This is a genomic window from Ruegeria sp. D1(2025) (assembly GCF_056536425.1).
In genome coordinates, this window is sequence record NZ_JBQFPO010000007.1 from 157,468 (window position 1) to 177,950 (window position 20,483).

Genomic DNA, 20,483 nt, shown 5'->3' on the forward strand with positions numbered 1-20,483 from the left:
TAGTCTTGTCAAGACCCACGTGCTGTCGGCCGTGGGCAAACGGAGGAGAAAAGCGCCCGTGGCAGGTGAAGGAACAATTGGGAAAGCATGCGATGTGCTGGATCAGGTGGCTGCATTCGGACGCCCGGTCCGTTTCGCGGAGCTGCTGGACAACAGCAGTTTCCCCAAGGCGACGTTGTACCGGTTTCTGCAATCGCTGACCCACCAAAGGATGCTGTCCTACGATCCCGACCGTCAGACCTATGCACCTGGCCTGAGGTTGGTGCGGTTGGCGCATGACGCCTGGACCCAAAGCTCACTGGCCCCGATTGCCCGCCCGTTTCTCGACGCGCTAAGTCAGGAAACAGGGGAAACAGTTCACCTTGCACAGCTTGATTCCAGTCAGGTTTTGTATGTCGACAAACGTAACGCAGCGCAGCCGGTCGAAATGTTCTCGCAAGCTGGCAAAGTCGGCCCCGCATACTGCACAGGCGTCGGCAAGGCGATGTTGGCGCATCTGGATGACGAGGCGTTGACCAAGGCGGTGTCGCAACAAAGCTATCACCGGTTTACCGACAAGACACTGACCTCGGAACAGGCGCTGCGCGCGGATCTGGAACTGATCCGGCAGCGCGGATATGCGATCGACGATGAAGAGCACGAGCCCGGCATCATCTGCATCGCATGCCCGATCCTGACTTCGGGCGGGCGCATGTTGGGCGCAATTTCCGTAACCGGTTTCACGGAACGGATGGATTTCACCCAGCTCGAAGCCTGGATTCCCCGTGTCCGCCATGTGGCCGATCAGATCGGCGCGGAAGCTCAGGCATGGCAATTCCCAGAATCCCGTAGGACCACCCGCAAAGACAGGATGCATGCGACATGACCGGAGTAACTCTAAACGGCGCGATCAAGCGCTACGGCCAGACACAGGTCATTCACGGCATAGATCTTGAGATCGAAGATGGTGAATTCTGCGTATTTGTGGGTCCGTCAGGTTGCGGCAAGTCCACCCTTCTTCGCATGATCGCCGGGCTTGAGGAAACGACCGAAGGGCAAATCAACATCGGTTCGCGGGATGTAACCCATATGGACCCGGCAAAACGTGGCGTGGCAATGGTGTTTCAGACCTATGCTCTCTACCCGCACATGTCGGTGGCGGAAAACATGGGCTTCGGTTTGCGCATGAATGGCGTCTCGAAAACCGAAATCGACAAGAAGGTGCACGAAGCATCGGAAATTCTGAAGCTGGACCAGTACCTGAAACGCAAGCCGAAGGCTTTGTCGGGTGGCCAGCGGCAAAGGGTGGCCATCGGGCGCGCCATTGTTCGCGGGCCCGAAGTGTTCCTGTTTGATGAGCCGCTTTCGAACCTCGATGCCGAGTTGCGGGTCGAGATGCGGGTCGAGATTGCGCGACTGCACAACGAAATCGGCGCGACGATGATTTATGTCACGCACGATCAGGTCGAAGCGATGACCATGGCCGACAAGATTGTTGTGCTGCGGGACGGGCGGATCGAACAGGTCGGCGCTCCGATGGATTTGTACCGTGATCCGGACAATCGGTTTGTGGCCGGTTTCATTGGCTCGCCTGCGATGAATTTTCTGGAATGCGATGTCGTTGATAGTCAGGTCAGTCATCCTGCACTCAATCAGTCGATTCCGGTTACGGCGTCCGTGCCTTCGGGGGCCGACAAGGTCACACTGGGCATTCGGCCAGAGCATATCCAGATTGATCGCGGCAGCGAGACCTGCACCGTTGACCTGACCGAAGCGCTTGGCGGGGTGTCGTATTCTTACCTGGTAACGCCAAATGGCGACCGGTTGATTGTCGAAGAACGCGACGATCAACGCAGCACGCAGGGCGAACGAATTGGCATATCGGTCCGACCTGACCGCGCATTACTGTTCGACCCGGAAACCGGGCAGCGCCTGCGCTGAATCTGACACCCAAACCCTGATCAAACAGCGCGTCGCGCCACCGGTTCGGCGCGTTTTGCTTTGGCGCAGAATTTTTATGGATTTTGTATCCAATATCCGTTATTTCGATTCGAAACGGCTCTGACCTGATTTCCTCCTGCCGTACGAAACGCTGCTTCCAAAGGATTTGCCCCATGTCAAAAAATGTCTTCACCGGCACCATGCCCGCCCTCATGACGCCCTGCACACCGGACCGCAAACCGGATTATGACGCACTGGTCCGCAAGGGTCAGGAGATGATCGATGCAGGGATGTCGGCAGTTGTCTATTGCGGTTCGATGGGGGATTGGCCCCTGCTGACCGACGAACAGCGGATGGAGGGGGTCGAGCGTCTGGTTGCCGCCGGACTTCCGGTTGTCGTGGGCACCGGGGCCATTAACACAAAATCCGCCGTGGCCCATGCCGCCCACGCGCAAAAAGTGGGCGCCGCCGGCCTGATGGTGATCCCGCGCGTTCTGTCACGTGGCAGTTCGCCGGCGGCGCAGAAGAACCATTTTAGAGATATTCTTACTGCGGCGCCCGACATTCCTGCCGTGATCTACAACAGCCCCTATTACGGATTCGCCACCCGCGCCGAGTTGTTCTTTGCGCTGCGGGCCGAACACTCCAATCTGATCGGGTTCAAGGAATTCGGTGGCAAGGACGATCTGCGCTACGCAGCAGAGAACATCACCAGTCAGGATGACAATGTGACTCTGATGGTAGGCGTCGATACCGAAGTCTTTCATGGCTTTGTAAACTGTGGCGCGACCGGTTCGATTACAGGAATCGGCAATGCGCTGCCGCGTGAGGCGCTGTTGCTGGCGGCGTTGTCGCAAAAAGCCGCGACCGGAAGCGCCGAGGCCCGATTGCGCGCTCAGGAATTGACCGAGGCGTTCCATGTTCTTTCCAGCTTTGACGAAGGCCCCGATCTGGTGCTCTATTACAAGCATCTGTTAGTGCTGAACGGTGAACCGGAATACCGCCTGCACTTTAACGAAAGCGATGAGTTGAATGATGCACAGCGCAACTATTGTGAACAGCAGTATGAACTGTTCAAAAACTGGTTCGCCGACTGGTCAGCGCAGGGCGGGGTGATCGCTGAATGCATGTGATCGACAGCCATACCGGGGGCGAGCCCACGCGGGTGATCCTGGATGGCGCACCTGATCTGGGCAATGGCTCCATTGCGGAACGAGCCCGGCGACTGGCAACCGAGCATGAGGAGTTTTACCGCTCCATCATGCTCGAGCCGCGCGGGCAACCGGCCATGGTTGGCGCATTGCTGGTCGAACCGGTTGATCCGACTTGTGTGACCGGCGTGATCTATTTTGACGTTGACGCAGTGCTTGGCATGTGTGGTCATGGCACCATTGGTCTGACCGTGACATTGGCCCACTTGGGTCGGATCGGGCAGGGCACCCATCGCATCGAAACTCCTGCGGGGGTGGTGACGGTCGAATTGCATGACGCAAACACGGTGACCGTCACAAACATCGAAAGCCGCCGGGTACAGCGCTCAGCCACCATGGACGTGCCAGAGTACGGGCCAGTGACGGGCGATCTGGCTTATGGTGGCAACTGGTTCTTCATTGTCGATCCCAGCCCAATTCCGGTTTGTGTCGGGAATATCGCAAAGCTGACGAATATGGCCGTGGCCATCCGCGAAGCCTCGATCGCGCAGGGTATTGGCGGCGAACAAGGTGAACCCGTTGATCATGTGATCTTTCAGGGAACGTCTTCGACGGATGGCGTTCATAGCCGCAACTTTGTTCTGTGTCCGGATGACAATTACGACCGCTCGCCCTGCGGCACCGGTAGTTCGGCACGGCTGGCCTGTTTGGCGGCGGATGGAAAACTGGCCCCGGGCGAGGAGATCGTGCAGGAATCTGTGATCGGAAGCACCTATCGCCTGTCTTATCAGCCGGGCCCGAATGGAGGTGTCATTCCCTCGATTACCGGGCAGGCCCATGTCATGGCCGAGGCGAAGCTGATCTTTGCCGAAAATGATCCGTTCAAAGATGGGATTGCGACGTGACGCATTCGGACGTGGTGATAATCGGTGCCGGTGTCATCGGCATAACAACTGCGCTTGAGCTGCAGCGTCGGGGTCATAATGTCCGCGTGCTGGACCGCGAAGGCGTCGCGGCGCAGGCTTCTGCCGGCAATGCCGGAGCGTTTGCCCTGACCGAGGTCGAGCCGCTGGCGACGCCGGGCATCATGCGCAAGGCACCTAAATGGTTGCTGGATCCGCTGGGGCCTTTGTCAATTCCCCCTGCATATGCCCTGAAGATCACGCCCTGGATGATGCGGTTCTGGCAGGCCAGCCGTCCGCGCCGGTATCACGAGCTTCTGGCCGCACAGGCGGGCCTCATGCGCCTGTCGGGCGCTGCGCTGGAGCGTCTGATTTCGGACGTCGATGGCGAGGCGCTGATTCAGCGGGATGGTCAGATGCAGCTTTACGAAGGCGAGGCAGAGTTTCGTGCCAACCTGCCTGGATGGGAAACACGCCGCCGTCACGGGATCGCGTTTGAACTGCTGGAAAACCGTGAAGCCATTGCCGAGTTGCAGCCTGGTCTCAGCCCCCGCTTTACTCATGCCGGTTTCACACCGGGTTGGATGAACACGGTCGATCCAAAAACTTGGGTAGGCCATCTGGCGCAAGCGTTTCTGGATCGCGGCGGCCGGATCGAGCAAATGGAAATTAGCGCCGTTATTCCCCGGGACACATCGGTGCAACTGAGCCATGCCGGTGGAACGGTTGAGGCCGACAAGGTTGTCGTCGCTTCCGGTGCGTGGTCGCATGAACTGGCGCGCACTCTGGGCGATCACATCCCGCTGGAGACCGAGCGCGGGTATAACACGACCCTGCCCGAGGGCGCCTTCGATCTGCGGATGCATCTGACCTTTTCCCGCCACGGATTCGTGGCCAGTCGCATCAACGGCGGCGTGCGCATCGGGGGTGCTGTCGAGCTTGGTGGGCTGAAACTGCCGCCGAACTTCCGGCGGGCGGACACCCTTTTGCAAAAAGCGACGCAGTTCCTGCCGGGGCTCAGGACCGAAGGTGGCACGCAATGGATGGGATTCCGCCCGTCGCTACCGGACAGTATTCCGGTGATCGGCCCTGCACGCCGTTCCCGCAATGTGATTTATGCGTTTGGCCATGGTCATCTGGGTTTGACACAGTCAGCAGGGACCGCTGAAATGGTCGCCGACCTCCTTGTCGATGATACTCCTGAGATTTCCCCTGATCCTTTTTCTGCTACCCGGTTTTAAGGAGCCCTCATGCGCAGCGTGAAGACAATTCATGTGATTTCAGCCCATGCCGAAGGCGAGGTCGGGGATGTGATCGTTGGCGGTGTCGCGCCGCCGCCGGGCGACACGCTGTGGGACCAGCGTTCGTTCATCGCAAAAGATCAGACCCTGCGAAATTTTGTCCTGAACGAACCGCGGGGCGGAGTATTTCGGCATGTAAACCTGCTGGTGCCGCCCAAACATCCTGACGCTGATGCGGGATTCATCATCATGGAACCTGAAGATACGCCGCCGATGTCCGGATCGAATTCGATCTGCGTATCGACCGTGTTGCTGGATGGCGGCATCGTCCCGATGCAGGAGCCCGAAACCCATCTGACGCTGGAGGCGCCTGGCGGCCTGGTCCGTGTCCGGGCCGAGTGCGAGGGCGGCAAGGCCAGACGTATCTTTGTGCAGAACCTGCCCAGCTTTGCCGACAAGCTTGGCGTTCCACTCGAAGTTCCGGGCGTGGGAACGTTGCAGGTCGATACGGCCTTTGGAGGCGACAGTTTCGTCGTCGTCGATGCCGCCGCTCTGGGCTTTGAGATCACCGAAGACGAGGCGCGTGATATCGCGCGTATGGGTGTTGCAATCACAAATGCGGCGAATGAACAGATTGGTTTTTCCCATCCCGAAAACCCGGATTGGGATCACATCTCCTTCTGTGCCTTCTGCGGTCCTTTGGAGGAAGCTCCCGAAGGGGTGCGCGGCAAGTCCGCCGTGGCCATTCAACCGGGTAAAGTCGATCGCTCACCCACCGGCACGGCGGTCTCGGCACGCATGGCGTTGATGGCCGCCAAAGGACAGATGCAGGTCGGCCAAACGTTCGAAGCCATTTCCATCATCGGTTCGCGTTTTACCGGTCGAATCGTCGAGGCAACACGGCTTGGCGATCGCGCGGCTATTGTCCCGGAGATCAGCGGCCAGGGCTGGATTACCGGCATTCACCAACACATGCTGGATCCCGATGACCCTTGGCCGGGCGGCTATCGTCTGAGCGACACCTGGGGCGTCTGAGGCAGCAAGGCCGACCCTTTTTCTGCGCCGTTTCATCTGGTTCACCCAACCCCGTGTCAATTTGCGCGCGTTCCGGTGATTGATCCCGGGGCCATCCTGTTTTATGGGAGGCCCTGTCAAATCAGAGTAACCAAGGGGCAGCATCCTGATCGTGCCCCTGCCGCGCCACGTTGATGTGGCATCAACTCTTGAATCGCACGCCCCTGAAAGGCTTAAAAAAGGTAAGGGAATATGGCAGAAAAATCGAACTTCGATATATTGTATACCATTGTAGACGAAGCGCCGGAGCTGGCGAGCGCATCGTTCCTGCCCATCATTCGCAAGTTCGCTTCGGCCGCTGGCGTGAGTGTCGGCACCAAGGATATTTCGCTGGCGGGCCGCATTCTGGCAACCTTCCCCGAGAACCTGACCGAAGATCAGCGTATCACCGATGATCTGGCCGCACTGGGTGAGCTGGTGAAGACGCCGGATGCCAATGTGATCAAGCTGCCGAATATTTCGGCGTCGGTCCCGCAGCTGGTTGCAGCCATCGAAGAGCTGCAATCGCAGGGCTACAATATTCCGAACTACCCCGAAGAGCCTTCGACTGACGAGGAAAAGGCGATCCGCGCACGTTATGATGCCATCAAAGGTTCGGCTGTTAACCCGGTACTGCGTGAGGGCAACTCGGATCGTCGCGCGGCCCGTGCGGTCAAGAACTACGCTCAGAAGAACCCGCATTCGATGGGTGAGTGGGTGTCGGACAGCAAAACCAAAGTGTCTTCCATGTCTGGCAACGATTTCTATGCGAATGAGAAATCGGCAACTATCACGGCTGCTCAGGCGGGTGATGCCAAGATCGAATTTGTTGGCAAGGACGGCAGCGTGATCGTTCTGAAAGATGCCTGGCCTCTGGCCGAAGGCACTGTTGCCGACGCGACCTTCATGTCGGTCAAGGCGCTGTCTTCGTTCCTGGCGGACGCCATCGAGGACACTAAAAAAGATGGCACCATGTTCTCGCTGCACATGAAGGCGACGATGATGAAGGTCAGTGACCCGATCATCTTCGGCTATGCGGTCAAGGCATGGCTGGCACCGGTGTTCGAGAAGTTTGGCCCGGAACTGGATGCCTTGGGTGTGAACCCGAACTCTGGTCTGGGTGATCTGTTGGATCGCGTGAAGGACAAGGCCGACATCATGGCCGCGATCGACGCGATCAAGGCGGACCGTCCGTCGATGTACATGGTCGATAGCGACAAGGGCATCACCAACTTGCACGTCCCGTCGGACGTGATTATCGACGCGTCGATGCCCGCCGTGATCCGCGCAGGCGGCAAGGGCTGGGACGAAACCGGCGCGAAGGGTGACACCAACTGCGTGATTCCCGACCGCTGTTATGCGCCCGTCTATGATGAGGCCATCAACTTCTTCAAAGCCAACGGCGCGCTGAACCCGGCAACTGCCGGTGCCGTGGCCAATGTGGGCTTGATGGCGCAGAAGGCGGAAGAATACGGCTCGCACCCGACCACCTTCCAAGCACCCGCCGATGGCACGATCCGTATCGTTCTGGCCAATGGTGAGACGTTGCATTCGCACGAGGTTGAAAAGGGTGACATCTGGCGTGCCTGCACTGTGAAGAAAGCTCCGATTGAGAACTGGATTGAGCTGGCGATGGACCGTCAGCGCCTGACCGGTTCCGAAGCAATCTTTTGGCTGGACGCAAACCGCGCCCATGACGCAGAGCTGATCAAATACGTCAAACCGGCGCTTGAGGCGGCTGGCGTCGCGGACAAGTTCCTGATCATGGCCCCGCGTGAGGCGACCCGTCAGTCGCTGGAGACCATTACAGCAGGCAAGGATAGCATCGCGATCACCGGCAACGTCCTGCGTGACTACCTGACCGACCTGTTCCCGATCCTTGAACTGGGCACGTCGGCCAAGATGCTGTCGATCGTCAAACTGATGAATGGCGGCGGTCTGTTTGAGACCGGTGCGGGTGGCTCGGCGCCCAAACACGTGCAGCAGTTGGTGGAGGAAAACCACCTGCGCTGGGACTCGATGGGTGAATTCTGTGCGCTGGGTGAATCGCTGAATTTCCTGGCCGACAGCAAGGGCAACGCCAAGGCGGGTGTTCTAGGGGCTGCAGCCGAAGCCGCGACGCAAGGCATTCTGGACAACAACAAATCGCCCAGCCGCAAGGTTGGCCAGCCCGACAACCGCGACAGCCACTACTGGTTTGCACGATATTGGGCCGAGGCGCTGGCTGCGCAATCCGATGACGCCGATCTGGCCGCCGAGTTTGCCCCGGTTGCCAAAGAACTTGCCGACAAGGAAGAGCAAATCCTGTCCGAACTGGCTGCGGCGCAAGGCGCGCCCGCCGATCTGGGTGGATACTATCACGCAGATCCGAACAAGGCAGCTGGGGTCATGCGCCCCAGCGCGACGTTGAACGCCATTATCGGGTAAGATTATCCGGGCCGCGCCCACCGGTGCGGCCCTTCACGGATAGTAAGTTTTCAATGAGACAAGTAAAAAGGGACTGACCCCCAAAGTCAGTCCCTTTTCAAGTGAGTGGAGAGGCTCAGGCCTCACCGGTGCTGTTGGGGTCAGAATATCAAACCCGGCAGCTTCCGATATTGGGGGTTTCCCGTAGTTGGGGTGTTTTTTGCCCGTCCGAAAGCAGACCGAGTGCCGTTATTTGGATATTGTCGCCGGCAGGCTGAGATAATGCAGCCGCTTCATTTCCCGCCGTCCGACGGTCACCGTGTCCAGAATAATCCCGGATACAAAGGACAAAAAGGCGATCAGCTTAGGCTTCTTTCAGTTCCGTGATGCGGCGCCCAACCACCATGTCCAGGCCAGGGCACTGGGTTATCACGAACAAAAAAGGGGCCGGTTGCGGAACCGGCCCCAGTGTATCAGCTGAACCGAGGGATCAGTTCGAAGCTGCCATAAGTTTCTCGTTGTGCTCGCGCAGCGTGTCAGAAACGATGGCGTACCATTCGCCGGATTCACGCATTTCGTTCAGGCCCTTGTTCAGCATCGCCAGATACTGCTTGCCGAACGGGTTGCTCCGGTGGCTGATGAAGCGCAGCGAAGACAGCGAGGTCACGAAGGGGTTTTCCACCATGTCGTTCTGGTTCAGGCCCATTTCGACCATGGTGTCCGAGAACAACTGAACTTCGAACGTCGCGACGTCGGCGGTACCTGTCAGAACAGCGTCGAGGCATTCGCGCGCGGTGATGGGTTGCATCAGGGTCATGGATTCGCCGTTGTGCAGGCCTTCCTGTTCCAGATCGTGGATGAACCAGCCGTCCATGCGGCAGATGGTGGACCCTTTCAGCTCTTCGAAAGTTGTCGCGCTTGCATAGCTGCTTTCCGGCAGGGTGTAGAACCCGACCACGATGTCATAAACCGGAACGGACGAGTCGAACTGGGTGCAGCGCACTTCAGTTTCCCACGACCATTCGTAGGTGCGGTTGGTGCAGTCGGGCATGTTCCACGCCATGGATACGTCAAACGCCCCCAAAGGCAGCAGCGTTTCCAGGTGCGAGTTCCAGTCGTCCACGAAGCTGACCGAATAGTCGCGGGCGTTGCCGCCACGCTGCAGGGCAGTGGTGCCCAGGCGGGTGATTGCACCGCCGCCGTTCAGCGATTCATCGGCAAACGGTGCCCAGCCATTGCCGGTGACCAGTTTGATCGGCGGTTGGTAGACGCTCGACCGCTTTACGCTGGCCGCGCGCTGTTCTTCCGCCGCGATGATTTCCTGTGCGGTCTGACCGTTGGGCAGGCTGCCGTCCTCACAGGGCAGGGCCAGAACCAGGCCCGGTTCCAGTGCGTTCGGGTTCGTAATGACGTTGCGGTTCGCGTTGAAGATCGGCTGATAGTTCGACGTTCCATAAGCCGCGATGGCGATGGTTGCCATCGTATCGCCATCCTCTACGGTGTAGTTGGTACAGGCTTCCTGTGCCGCCGCCGCAGTTGCGCTCAGGGCTGTGACGGCGGTGGCCGACATTACCACTTTCTTCAGATCAATATTAAACATGTCCACTTCCTCCAGACTTTCTTGTGTGTCAGGCCGATTGCGGCCTTAGCCATTTTCCATTTGGTGACGCAGGGCGGTCGACACGATGTCGCGCCATTCGCCCGATTGCTGCATGATTGCCAGACCCTGGTTCAGCGTCTCAAGGATTGCCTCCCCGTCAGGATTGTCCTTGTGGGTCATGATGTTAAGTGACTTGATAGCCGCCAGATTGGGGTTTTCGACGATGCGGTGTTCGTAACCCAGCCGACCGATTGCTTCGACCGCCAGGTGGGCCTCGATGGCGACGATGTCGGCGGTGCCATCCATGACGGCATGAAAGCAGTCATCCGGTGAAACCGGGCGCATCAACTTGATCGCCGGCTCGTAAAGGCCGACCGTATCCATGTGCGACAGAGACCAGCCTTCGGGGCGGCAGATCGTGGTGCCCGCGAAATCCGCGTAGGTCAGTGTCTGTTCATAGCCCGAACCTTCGCGGGCGAAGAAGGTGTCAACAACTTCGTAGAACGGGTTGGAAAAATTGTAGGTCTCACACCGCGAACGGTCCTTGTCCGAAAGGGCTTCGGCCTCTTCGCAATTGGGGCGCGACCAGGGGAATGTCGCGTCAAACGCCAGCGTCGGCATCAGCAGATCCAGATGCGACGACCAGTCGTTGACGAACTGGATCTTGTAGGATTGCTCGGGCGCGGCCCGCAGCATCGCGGTTTCGACCAGATAGGTATATAGCCCGCGGTTCGGCAGCGCCTCATCCGTGAAGGGTGCATAATTTCCGCCGGTGATCAGCAAAATCTGGCGATCCCGAACCTCGGGCTGCTTATTGTCGCCAGCGTTGCGGATCAGCGCTGCAGCTTCGGCGCGAGCGGCTTCAATTTCTTCCTTGGCCGCTGCTTTGGCCTCGATCACAGCGTCTTCGCTGGCCTTCTTGGCTTCGGCTTCGGCTGCTGCAACGCGGGCTTCGGCGTCGGCAACGGCTTTTTCGGCCCGCTCTTCTGCGGCTTTCACCAACTCGGCAGCCATTTCCGCGGCGATGCGTCCGGCTTCGGTATCCGGCACTGCTGCCTCGCGTCCGACCTCTTCAAGGCAGGGGAAAGTCAGAATATCGCCGACCCGAATGATGTTCGGGTTCGAGCCGATGACATCCCGGTTCGCGTCGTAGATAAACCGATAGTCTTCAGTCGAATAAACCTGTATCGCCAGTTCCCGCAGGCTGTCGCCTCGCTGAATCTCGTAGGTACTGCACGCCTCTTGCGCCGAGGCCGCGCCCGTCGCGGCTGCGAGAGCCAGACTTGATATGATCAGATGGTTTCTCATGGGTCCTGTTGCTTTGCCTGTGTTAGGGTGTTGCCGGTTTCACCACGGCGATTGATACGTTGTCCTGATCGGGGTCGTTCTTGGATTGCAGGGCGCGAAGCAATGCATCGGCCAGATCCTGTGCCAAGGCCTGCGCATTGTCGGTCACGATGGACTGAATTTCCGCGTCGTTGAGGTATTGCAGCCCATCGCTGCCCAATATCAGGATATCGGCAGCTTCGAGTTTCAAAGGCTGTTCAGGACAATCGACTTTGGGAATAGCGGCCCCCATGACTACTGAAGTCAGTTGATTGCGGTCAGGGTGAGCCTGCGCTTCGGCCAGGGTCAGAGCACCTTCGGCGGCTTGTGCGTCAATCACAGGTGCCATCGAGTGATCCTCATTTATCTGGCTCAGCTGGCCATTCCGGAACAAATAAAGCGGACTGTCACCGATCGAAATCCAGAACGCGCGTTGGCCCAGCAGCAGAAGACCAAGCAGGGTCGAGCCCATGTTGAATCCGTCGCCCTGTTCTTCGCTGTGGTTGGCGATTGCGGCATTGGCCTGCATGGCGGCCAGAGGCAGGGCGTCGATCAGGTCAGCTTCGCTTGGAGTGTCCGTCTCAAGCTCGGCGTCCAGTGCCCCGCGCCAGGCGGCGATCACCAACTCCGAAGCTATTTCACCTGCAGCGTGACCGCCCATTCCGTCGGCCACAATCACGTAACCTGCGTTGCACGCGTCAAACATGCGCGATGCAATCGCATCTTCCTGCGTGTCGCGCTGACCCTGATCCAGGATCAGTGCAATATCATATGCCGGGGTCGCCAGCATTTATCAGGAATCCCGCCAGTCAAAGCCGTCATCACAGAAAGCAGCGAAACGGATCGAAGTTTCGCTGATCCGGATCAGGTCGCCGCTGGACAGAGCCACAGTGCTGAGCACCGGCTTGCCGTTCAGGCGCACAAGATTGGCCTTGCCGCCGTGCCCCAGGTAGCATTTGCGATCTTCGGGGTCATAGGCGATCACGGCGTGGTTGCTGCGCGAAATGCCTGTGTCGCCGAAGTCCAGCTGAATGGCCTGATCGTCATTGCGGCCGATCTGCATCAAGCCTTCAGTCAGCGTGATGCACGCACCACGACCCGGGCCGGACGTGACAACCAGCCAGCCAACAGGAAAGGTCTCCTGTGCAGCTTCGGACTTGGCGACCGGTTCGGCCGTTTCCATCAGATCCTGCACATGTGTGTCGGCACGCTCAAACCCCAGGAAGGTTGTCTTCACGCGGCTGCGGCGATCATCGGCGGCAACGGGCGCTGCCGGGGTTTCCTCGACCTCCGGGGCCTGTGCAACTTCCGTTTCAGGCACCTGGACGATTTCCGGTTCGGCGACCTGCATCACTTGAGGTTCGTGTGACTGCACGGCTTCCGGTTCCGGCTGAATTTCCGGCTCTTCAGGGTCTTCGATTACTTCAACTGCGGCTTCGTCGGCCTCAGGGGTTTCTTCAACCGCCTCAACTTCGGCAACTTCAGTCGTCAAGTGCAGAGTTACAACTTGATCATCCTGTGCCACTTCGGGTTGTGGGGCTTCCGGTTCTGCGACCGCGTCTTCTACTTCGACCTGCGCCTCGTCATCCGAGGAGTCCACTTCAGTTTCGCCTTCAGCGAAATCTGGCATCTTTTCTTCAGGGATCAGTTCGTCGGCTTCTTCGTAGCTTTCGGCCGAGAGGTTTCCACCGCCCAACGCTGCGCGCAGTGCGTTGAAGTCCGCGATCGGCTGCTTGTTTTCCAGCCTTTCTTCCGCCGGGGCGGCAACGTCTTCGGTTTCGGTTTCTCTTGCTTTGCCGGCACCTTCGAGAAGCCGGCTGAGAGGGCTTTTATATTTGAACATGGTGTCGACACCTTTGACTTTGGGCACAGGACGACTGTCCCGCGCGGCTGCTACTCACCTCCGCGCAACATGCGCAGCGGCACCTACGATTTGAGAAACCAGAGAACTAACTTAACTTTCCGCGACAGGCCGGTTCCCGTCAGGGTTGCGGGTTTGGCCCGCGACCCTCAGCAAACACACACTGGCAGATCACATTTCAAACTGTCCGATCACTCCCTCGCCAAAGGCATGGTGGCAGACGTGTCCGCACCGTTGCGCAACACAGTCAGCCGTGCCTGGGGCTGATTTTCCGAGATCAGATCGGCCAGTACAGCATCCAGGCTTTCCGGGCCGTCAATGGCCAGACCGGTATGCGTTTCATTCCGCAGAATATCCCCTTGCCGAAGGCCGCCTGCTTCACCTGCAGGGGCACTGGTGACAACCGTCTGCCAGCCGTCACCGTTGTGACGGATATCAAAGGCAAACCCATTCTCCAGCCCGAGCTTGCGATGAGCAGGCAACGCCAGCAATCCGTTCTGAGCGCGGGTCTTGCCCAATGGTCGATAGCGTGCAGATACGCGGATATAGCCGTCCGGATCGACCTTTAGGTCATCCAGAACTTGGGCGGCAAACGTCACATCCGAGCGCACTGGGTTGCCATTCAGTGTGAAAATCGCGGCACCGCGTTGGACCCATTCACCGATGACGCCCATGTCAAGCGACGGATCAACCTCGGTAACGGCGATCACGTTACCGGTTGAGGCGCGGCGTTTGGCGGTCGCAAAAGGAATTTCTACGTCCCAATGAGCGAATGCAACTTGCGTTTCAGCGAGGTTAACCGGTGCCGCCGGGGCCGCGGGTGTTTCTGTTTCCGCTGTTCCCTCGGCGGTCTTTGCTTCGGCCTCGTTCAGGGCCGCCGGTTTGGCCTGTGTCTGCTCGACAGGCTGCTCCTGGGGGTCTTCTTCCTGTATGGTGACGGGTTCGGCAGGTGTGACAACTGCTGTTTCCGTTTCGGTCTGAGCGGTCTCGACTGCGGTGGTGTCTGCACTGACCGGCGCCGCAACCTCTGGGGGTTCTTCGACTGGGGCGGCTGCAACTTCGGTCTTTTCTTCGACGGGTTCCGCGGCAACTACCGCAGGTTCCGCCGTTTCGGCCGCAGGTGTGGCTGTTTCCGCGGTGCTGGAGATATCGGTGCCCTTGTTGCTCTCCATAAAGATGTAGCCACCTGCCGCAAGTGCTGCGACTACGGCAAGGCCGGCAATCATTTTGCCGCTGCCGCCTGACCGGTTTTGTACAACGGTGTCTACCGCAACCGGTTCGTCGGCCTTGGGCGCGAATTTGGCCAGATCTTTGTCATCGTCATTGCCGATGACGATGTCCTGGTTGCCCGCGAGCAGGGCGGTAACCACCGCCTCGGCATTTTCGCTTTCGGCCTTAATGCGGGCTTTTTCTTCCTCGTCATCTTTGCGGTCCATGCCGACGATGACCGACACAGGGCGATAGGCAAAGCTGTCGAACATCACGCTCGGGCCACGGAACATCCGCAACCACTCCAGCGCGTTTTGCAACCGGTCCGTGGCGTGAACTTCCATCGCCTTGTCAATCGCTTCCAGAAATCCCTCGGGATAACCTTCAAATTGCCCTGACAACGGAGTGTAAGGGTCATCCTGGCTGCTGTTGAAGGCGTTCAGGCGGGTCTGGCCATCTATGGGGCGTTCGCCACTGATCGCGTGGTACAGGGTCGCCGCAAGAACATACAGGTCGCTGCTTGGGCCTTGCTCGGCCCCGCGCACATAGAATTCGTGGGGGGAATAGCCGTCCTTGATCACCCGAAGCGTCAGAAGAGCCGCGCTCTGATGTGCTGCCTGTTCCCGGGCTGCACCAAAATCGATCAGAACAGGATCGCCATTTTCGTCGATCAGAATGTTGTCGGGCGAGATGTCACGGTGCAACATGCCGCTTTGGTGAATGAAGGACACGGCCGACAGCATTTTTTCCGTGACCTGAACGATGAAGTCGGGCCCACCATCATTTTCAGGGTTCTCGACGTAATCCAGCAGGTCGCAACCCCGGATCAGGTCCATGGCGATATACGCGGTGTCATTGTCTTCGAACACCTGATGCACATCGACGATATTGGGGTGGACAAGCCGCGCGTGGTTGCGGGCTTCCTGAATGAACAGGTCGATGATCGCGCGCAGGTCTTCTTGATACGAGGGGTCGTTGGGTTCCACCAGATCGCCATTCCGGCGGCAAAGGGCACCGGGATAGCATTCCTTGATCACCACATCGCGCTCCAGGCTGTCGCGCGCCAGATAGGTAATCCCAAATCCGCCGTTGCTGAGATAGCGAAGGATTTCATACTGGCCGCGCAACAGCTTTGCGCCCGGTTCCAATCCTTCAATTTTCGGTTCGTCGTGCGATGCACCGACTGCCTGGTTGCGGCTCATTCTTTCCACCCGTTCTAAACTTTGCGGCGTAATGACAACCGGGCAAATGGCCCTCGAACTCACAACCAGAAACAACCGCAGAACACTTGAGAACGGTTAGACGTTTCAAATTTGACTTTATTGGGGCCACCTGATGGCTTCACTAAGGATCGTTTTTGATCAAAAACTACATACAGTAACAGAGGCGGGTGTTGTAGCTATATGTTGTGTTCCAGCTCGTCAAGCGTGTGAACTGATCGTCCGCTAAACGCTCTTGGTCCACGAATTAGAAACAATAAAAGCCCGATTCTGCCGAGCTCGATTCGCGATATCCAAGATCAATTTTAAAGAGAAAATTGTCAGGTGCCGGTTTTCGGTTGTGGTGAGGAAACCTTGCTTCCGGCCCAGGCCAGGTTGTCGCCCAGTTGCGCCAAGATGCTGATCGCGTCCTTGAGCGGCGCATCGCCACTTTCGAACTGAAGCAACAGCAGCAGGTCGGTGGCCTTTTCGAACTCACCCGGTATCCAGTCTGCCTCGGGGTCGATTTCATCCCCCTGTTCCAGACGTTCGGCGAAGTCTTCGACAATATCCTGACAGCTTTGAAGGAAGGCTGCGGGTTCGATACTGGACGATTCCCGCAGGTCCTCGTAGATGCTGGTGATTGCGGCCAGCCAGTCTTCCAGGATGGGGTTGTCCAATGGGGGCAGTGCAGTCCCCAACGCCGTGTGCATTGCCGACGCATCGGTGCTTTCTGGCTCTGGCGCCGGTTCCTCACCGGGCAGGCTTTCCAGATAGGGCAGAAATTGTTGCCGCAGGTCGGTGCGAGCAGCCTCCAGATCCTTCAGGCGTCGGTCGGATGCGACCTGCAATACCTGTTCCGCCAAATTTTGCCCGCCGCATGTTTCCCATAGGTCGAAATCGGGCTCGGGCTCTTGCGCCATTGCCTTGACCGCTATCGGTGTGCCGATAGGGACAACCGCACGGAACAGGTTGCCCTTTTCCTTGTTCAACCGAGCCAGAACACGATCCAGCGCATCGCGGACCGGCGGCAGATCGGTATGAGTAACGGCCAGCAGGCTGTTTGCCCGCAGTTCTTCCGGAACCCGGGCCCACAGATGGCGTTCGGTTTCGCGCCAAGCATTGGTTCCGTTTGTGCACCAGATCGCGCAGTCGACAAACTTCAGAAGGTCCAGCGTTTGCTTGTACGTATCGTCAAGCGCACCTGACCCCGGCAGATCGAACAGCGAGATTTCCTTGAGTGCAGGTGTATTCAGCCCGACTGAGATGAAATCTGGATTGTCCGCAGCCGCCTTCTCAAGCGCTATGCCAGAGTACACCCTTGGCTCTTTATCCCACCATCCGACGGTTGTTTCCGGTGTATCGGCATAGGCAACAATCACCAAAGGCAGTTTCAGATGTTGCGGCCCGGTCGGCAGTATGTCGGCCCCGGCCAGCATGTTGGCCAGACTGGATTTGCCAGCCCCGAACTCGCCCGCGAAACCGATATTGACAGCATTGGACAACCGTTCGGCGTGGGCCAGCGCACGCTCGCGCATTTTGTCCAGCGCCGTATCGGAAGGCAATGCCTCCGTCGCGGTCAGAAAGCGCTCAAGCTGGCGCACTTCCTTTTCGGTTCCGGGAAATTCAATCATTCAGCAGCCTCTGCTTGTGTGTTTTCCGCCAAATTCGGTCCGAAAACGGAACCCAGTTCATCGGCAATCCGCCGGGCGCGATCATATGCGGTCTGCGCCTGTGTTCTCGCATTTGCCTCACCGCTACCGGCGCGATGTTCAAGATGTCCGGCCAACAGAGCCATGTAGTGATCCAGAACAGTATTCAGACGTTCCAGTAAATCCCCGCGCGCGGTGTCGACCAGATCATCTCCGATCATCTCGAATTCCTGAACGATCATTCGTTCGGCCCTGGATACCACACTATTACGCGATATCAGGCGAGAGAGCCAGTTCACACGCAACTCTACCGTGATTCCGCGTGTCAGGGCGGTTGTGTCCGGCCGGTACCACCGCACGGCACTGGTGTTCATGCGGTTGTCAGCCGGATCATGCCAGCCTGCCAGTGTCCGCAGTGCCGCGTTGCATTGCATGTCGATGGCGTAAAGTTCGCTCAGCATCCGTTGACGGACGACCTGCGTCGCCCCCTGAACCAGTTCCCGCATCCGGTCGCGCAGCGGGGTAAAGTTCAATTCGGTATCGCCGCCCCTGATCAGCAGCGGCGATTGCCCGTTCGGTCCGCGCACCACGCCCGATACGGATTCAGCCACCGTGTCATCCATGACACCTCGCAGATTGGCCAGAACGTCGTCCATATCATTTGTGATTTCGCTGGTTTTTTCGACCACCAAGGCGCGAAGATCGCCCAGCGTCTTGTCGTTTTCATCCGCACTTGAAGTGTCTTTGCCGGAATCGACTTCTAAAGCGCGAAGATGCGCGCCAGAGCGTTCAACCTCGCCCTTGGCGAAACTGTTCAGGTGCTGCCACGCCATGCGCATCTGTTCGTTCCGGGGGCCCTCGGTGAGGGCGCGGGTCACATGCCGGCGCAGATCCGGAAGGCCCGAGGCGATCATGGCCGCAAAGCGCAGGACACCTTCGCGACTGATGGGACCGGGCCCCTGTTTGATCTCCTCAACACCTTTCAGATATTGCTTCATCTGTTCGGGATGGGCTCGCAACCAGGCAAGAACGTGATCGTGATTGATCCCGGTGTCATCTCCAGTGAGGGCATAATGTGCCCATTGGGCACTGCCCATCAAAACGTCGATATCCGAGTTTCCAAGGGCTTTCTCAAGTCCGTCGCGAACATCCGCACGCACTTTCGTGGCATCTTCGGCACCACCGCCCAGTTCGTCCACGCGGTTGATGAACACGACGATCTGGCCCAACTCCAACGCCTGCATCAAACGGAAGAGTTTCAGGTCAGCCCGGGACAGGGCCTGATGCGCCGACAGAACCACAACAAAAAAGTCGGATTCCTTCAGATACTGGCGCGAGATTTCCTCGCGGATCAGCAGCGGGTCGTTGACACCGGGTGTGTCCGTGACGGTCAGCGGGAACGGAAAGTGGCCGATGTCAAAATAGACTTCGGCCTTGCGGGTAATGTCACTGTAGAGGCCCCGGTCAGAACCGGGGTCGTGCGTTTCAGTATCGGTTGGATCATCCCCGGCGCAGACATAGCGCGCCAGATCGTCCGTATTGAGATGTTCCAGATCGTGGTGCTGACCCAGCAGTTGTTCATAGCTTTCGCCCAGACGCAGCCGGGCGCGGGTTTTCATCGCCTCGACCTGTTCCTCGATCATCTCGCGCTTATAGCTGTCCTCGTCATCGGGGAACATGTTGCGCAGTTCTTCACCTTCGGCGATCAGCGCCTGCCATTGGCGATTGTCGAAGAAATGAAACTCGGCCCCGTCCGTCCGGCCCGAAGGATGCCCGAAATGCATATCGGTGATTACGGTGGTCCAGGGGTTTACATCCGACGGAAGGAACTCGGCCTGCCCGGTGAAGCCATTGATCAGACGAGACTTACCGGCCTTGATCTGACCGACAAAAGCGATGGAGGGCCTCAGATTTGTAAGGTCTCTGACAATACGCGAAATGAACTGACGGGTCTCGTCATTGCTCACTTCATTCATGTCTTCTGCGATGCGAATTAACTCGCGACGATTATTTTCACTCATAACGTTATACCTGTTTACTCGTACTCACGGATTGAATTATTCGAAAAATTGATTGTTTTGGGCGCGGTCATTCCTCTGATCCCTTCAGAGAGGTCCACAGATTGACCGCTGAACCCAGCTTGCGCGCCTCATGCAAGGCGACCGCGAATTGATCACCATGCTGCAGAACCGCCAGACCGGCTCCTTTACCGCCGGACGGACGCATGACAATTAGTTGCGGCTTTTCGGGATCGATAGCCAGATCGGCGTTCCATCCGCTCAAATCCTTCGCAAATTGTGCAAGAAGTTCCTGATCTGGCCCAGCGCTATGGCCGGGTGCGCAAATACCATCGGATTGCAATTCGCGCCCATCTGAGCTTTCCGCCAGAATGCGTCCCAGCGCAAATTTGTCGGCCGCGTCAAAGAACCTTGCCGCCAGTGTATCCGGTTGAGGTGCAGGCGGTTGCGGGTCCGGCTGGACATCAGGCACAATCGAAACAATTGGTTCGGTGGGAAACTCAATACTCTGGCAGGCAACCTGAATTTCGCTGAGGGTTATCCCAACATCATCTGCTTCCAGCGCAGTATCCGGTTGTAATGACGTCAGTTCCAGCGGGGCAGGGGCAGCGGCAATGTCCGACACCAGATGGGCCAGCCTGTCGGTCAACACGTCCCGGGCTTCGGTTTCAAAATCCGGCACCAAACCGGACCGGACGCGAAAGACATCCGTGACCCTTGAACTGTTGACCTCAATTGCAAGGCAATCTCCATTTGCAGCCGTAAATTCTAGGCGGCGCGGCAATACGGTTCGGCGAATGGCGCGCAATACTTCAGCGCGACGTGTTAAGGGCGTGTCGCCCACTAGGGTCACAGCCGGAGAAAGCCGGGCAACAGATGACCGCCCGATGTCTTCGAGCATGTCAAGTATGTCAGTATCCATCATGTCTTGACCCCCTCAGGTCG

Annotated in this window: 15 protein-coding genes; 7 read left to right on the forward strand and 8 right to left on the reverse strand. The window is 58.2% G+C overall.

The annotated features are described in order from the left end of the window. The first annotated feature begins 58 nt into the window (after positions 1–58). From ACR1XU_RS16500 to ACR1XU_RS16530, 7 genes are all read left to right on the forward strand, one after another. Entirely contained in the window at positions 59–865 is an 807-nt protein-coding gene (locus ACR1XU_RS16500; RefSeq protein ID WP_170611200.1) for an IclR family transcriptional regulator, read from the forward strand. After that, the gene (locus ACR1XU_RS16505; RefSeq protein ID WP_480907873.1) at positions 862–1,920 is read left to right on the forward strand and encodes an ABC transporter ATP-binding protein; all 1,059 of its coding nucleotides are present in this window, start codon (positions 862–864) and stop codon (positions 1,918–1,920) included. Before ACR1XU_RS16500 ends, ACR1XU_RS16505 begins: the two co-directional genes overlap by 4 nt. Before the next feature lie 173 nt (positions 1,921–2,093). Next, on the forward strand, positions 2,094–3,053 hold the full coding sequence (locus ACR1XU_RS16510) for a dihydrodipicolinate synthase family protein (protein WP_480907875.1): 960 nt from the start codon (positions 2,094–2,096) through the stop codon (positions 3,051–3,053). After that, positions 3,044–3,976: a 4-hydroxyproline epimerase gene (locus tag ACR1XU_RS16515; RefSeq protein ID WP_480523458.1), complete on the forward strand. Its 933-nt coding sequence runs from the start codon at positions 3,044–3,046 to the stop codon at positions 3,974–3,976. The genes ACR1XU_RS16510 and ACR1XU_RS16515 overlap by 10 nt, the downstream gene beginning before the upstream one ends. Then, positions 3,973–5,214 (forward strand): NAD(P)/FAD-dependent oxidoreductase, encoded by a 1,242-nt coding sequence (locus ACR1XU_RS16520; protein ID WP_480907878.1) that lies wholly within the window; start codon positions 3,973–3,975, stop codon positions 5,212–5,214. The genes ACR1XU_RS16515 and ACR1XU_RS16520 overlap by 4 nt, the downstream gene beginning before the upstream one ends. Before the next feature lie 9 nt (positions 5,215–5,223). Further along, the gene (locus ACR1XU_RS16525) at positions 5,224–6,249 is read left to right on the forward strand and encodes a trans-3-hydroxy-L-proline dehydratase (protein WP_480907880.1); all 1,026 of its coding nucleotides are present in this window, start codon (positions 5,224–5,226) and stop codon (positions 6,247–6,249) included. A 231-nt stretch (positions 6,250–6,480) separates the two neighbouring features. Then, a complete protein-coding gene (locus ACR1XU_RS16530) occupies positions 6,481–8,694 on the forward strand; it encodes an NADP-dependent isocitrate dehydrogenase (protein ID WP_480907882.1) in 2,214 nt (737 codons plus the stop codon). Between the two features lie 469 nt (positions 8,695–9,163). On the opposite strand, the gene ACR1XU_RS16535 is transcribed toward ACR1XU_RS16530, so the two are convergent. The 8 genes from ACR1XU_RS16535 to ACR1XU_RS16570 all read right to left on the reverse strand — a co-directional run bounded on the left by ACR1XU_RS16535 (position 9,164) and on the right by ACR1XU_RS16570 (position 20,463). Beyond that, on the reverse strand, positions 9,164–10,273 hold the full coding sequence (locus ACR1XU_RS16535) for a transporter substrate-binding domain-containing protein (RefSeq protein ID WP_170611179.1): 1,110 nt from the start codon (positions 10,271–10,273) through the stop codon (positions 9,164–9,166). Between the two features lie 45 nt (positions 10,274–10,318). Beyond that, positions 10,319–11,581 (reverse strand): type 2 periplasmic-binding domain-containing protein, encoded by a 1,263-nt coding sequence (locus tag ACR1XU_RS16540; RefSeq protein WP_480908794.1) that lies wholly within the window; start codon positions 11,579–11,581, stop codon positions 10,319–10,321. A 22-nt stretch (positions 11,582–11,603) separates the two neighbouring features. Further along, a complete protein-coding gene (locus ACR1XU_RS16545) occupies positions 11,604–12,389 on the reverse strand; it encodes a PP2C family protein-serine/threonine phosphatase (RefSeq protein ID WP_480908793.1) in 786 nt (261 codons plus the stop codon). A gap of 3 nt (positions 12,390–12,392) precedes the next feature. After that, the gene (locus ACR1XU_RS16550) at positions 12,393–13,442 is read right to left on the reverse strand and encodes an FHA domain-containing protein (RefSeq protein ID WP_480908792.1); all 1,050 of its coding nucleotides are present in this window, start codon (positions 13,440–13,442) and stop codon (positions 12,393–12,395) included. Positions 13,443–13,651: 209 nt separating this feature from the next. Then, entirely contained in the window at positions 13,652–15,871 is a 2,220-nt protein-coding gene (locus tag ACR1XU_RS16555; protein WP_480813522.1) for a protein kinase domain-containing protein, read from the reverse strand. 338 nt (positions 15,872–16,209) lie between these two features. Beyond that, positions 16,210–17,502: a dynamin family protein gene (locus tag ACR1XU_RS16560; protein WP_170681371.1), complete on the reverse strand. Its 1,293-nt coding sequence runs from the start codon at positions 17,500–17,502 to the stop codon at positions 16,210–16,212. Beyond that, complete coding sequence (locus ACR1XU_RS16565) at positions 17,499–19,496, reverse strand: dynamin family protein (protein ID WP_480908791.1); 1,998 nt, start codon at positions 19,494–19,496, stop codon at positions 17,499–17,501. Before ACR1XU_RS16565 ends, ACR1XU_RS16560 begins: the two co-directional genes overlap by 4 nt. 112 nt (positions 19,497–19,608) lie before the next feature. After that, positions 19,609–20,463, reverse strand: coding sequence for a hypothetical protein (locus tag ACR1XU_RS16570; RefSeq protein ID WP_480908790.1), 855 nt, complete (start codon positions 20,461–20,463; stop codon positions 19,609–19,611). Positions 20,464–20,483: the final 20 nt, after the last annotated feature.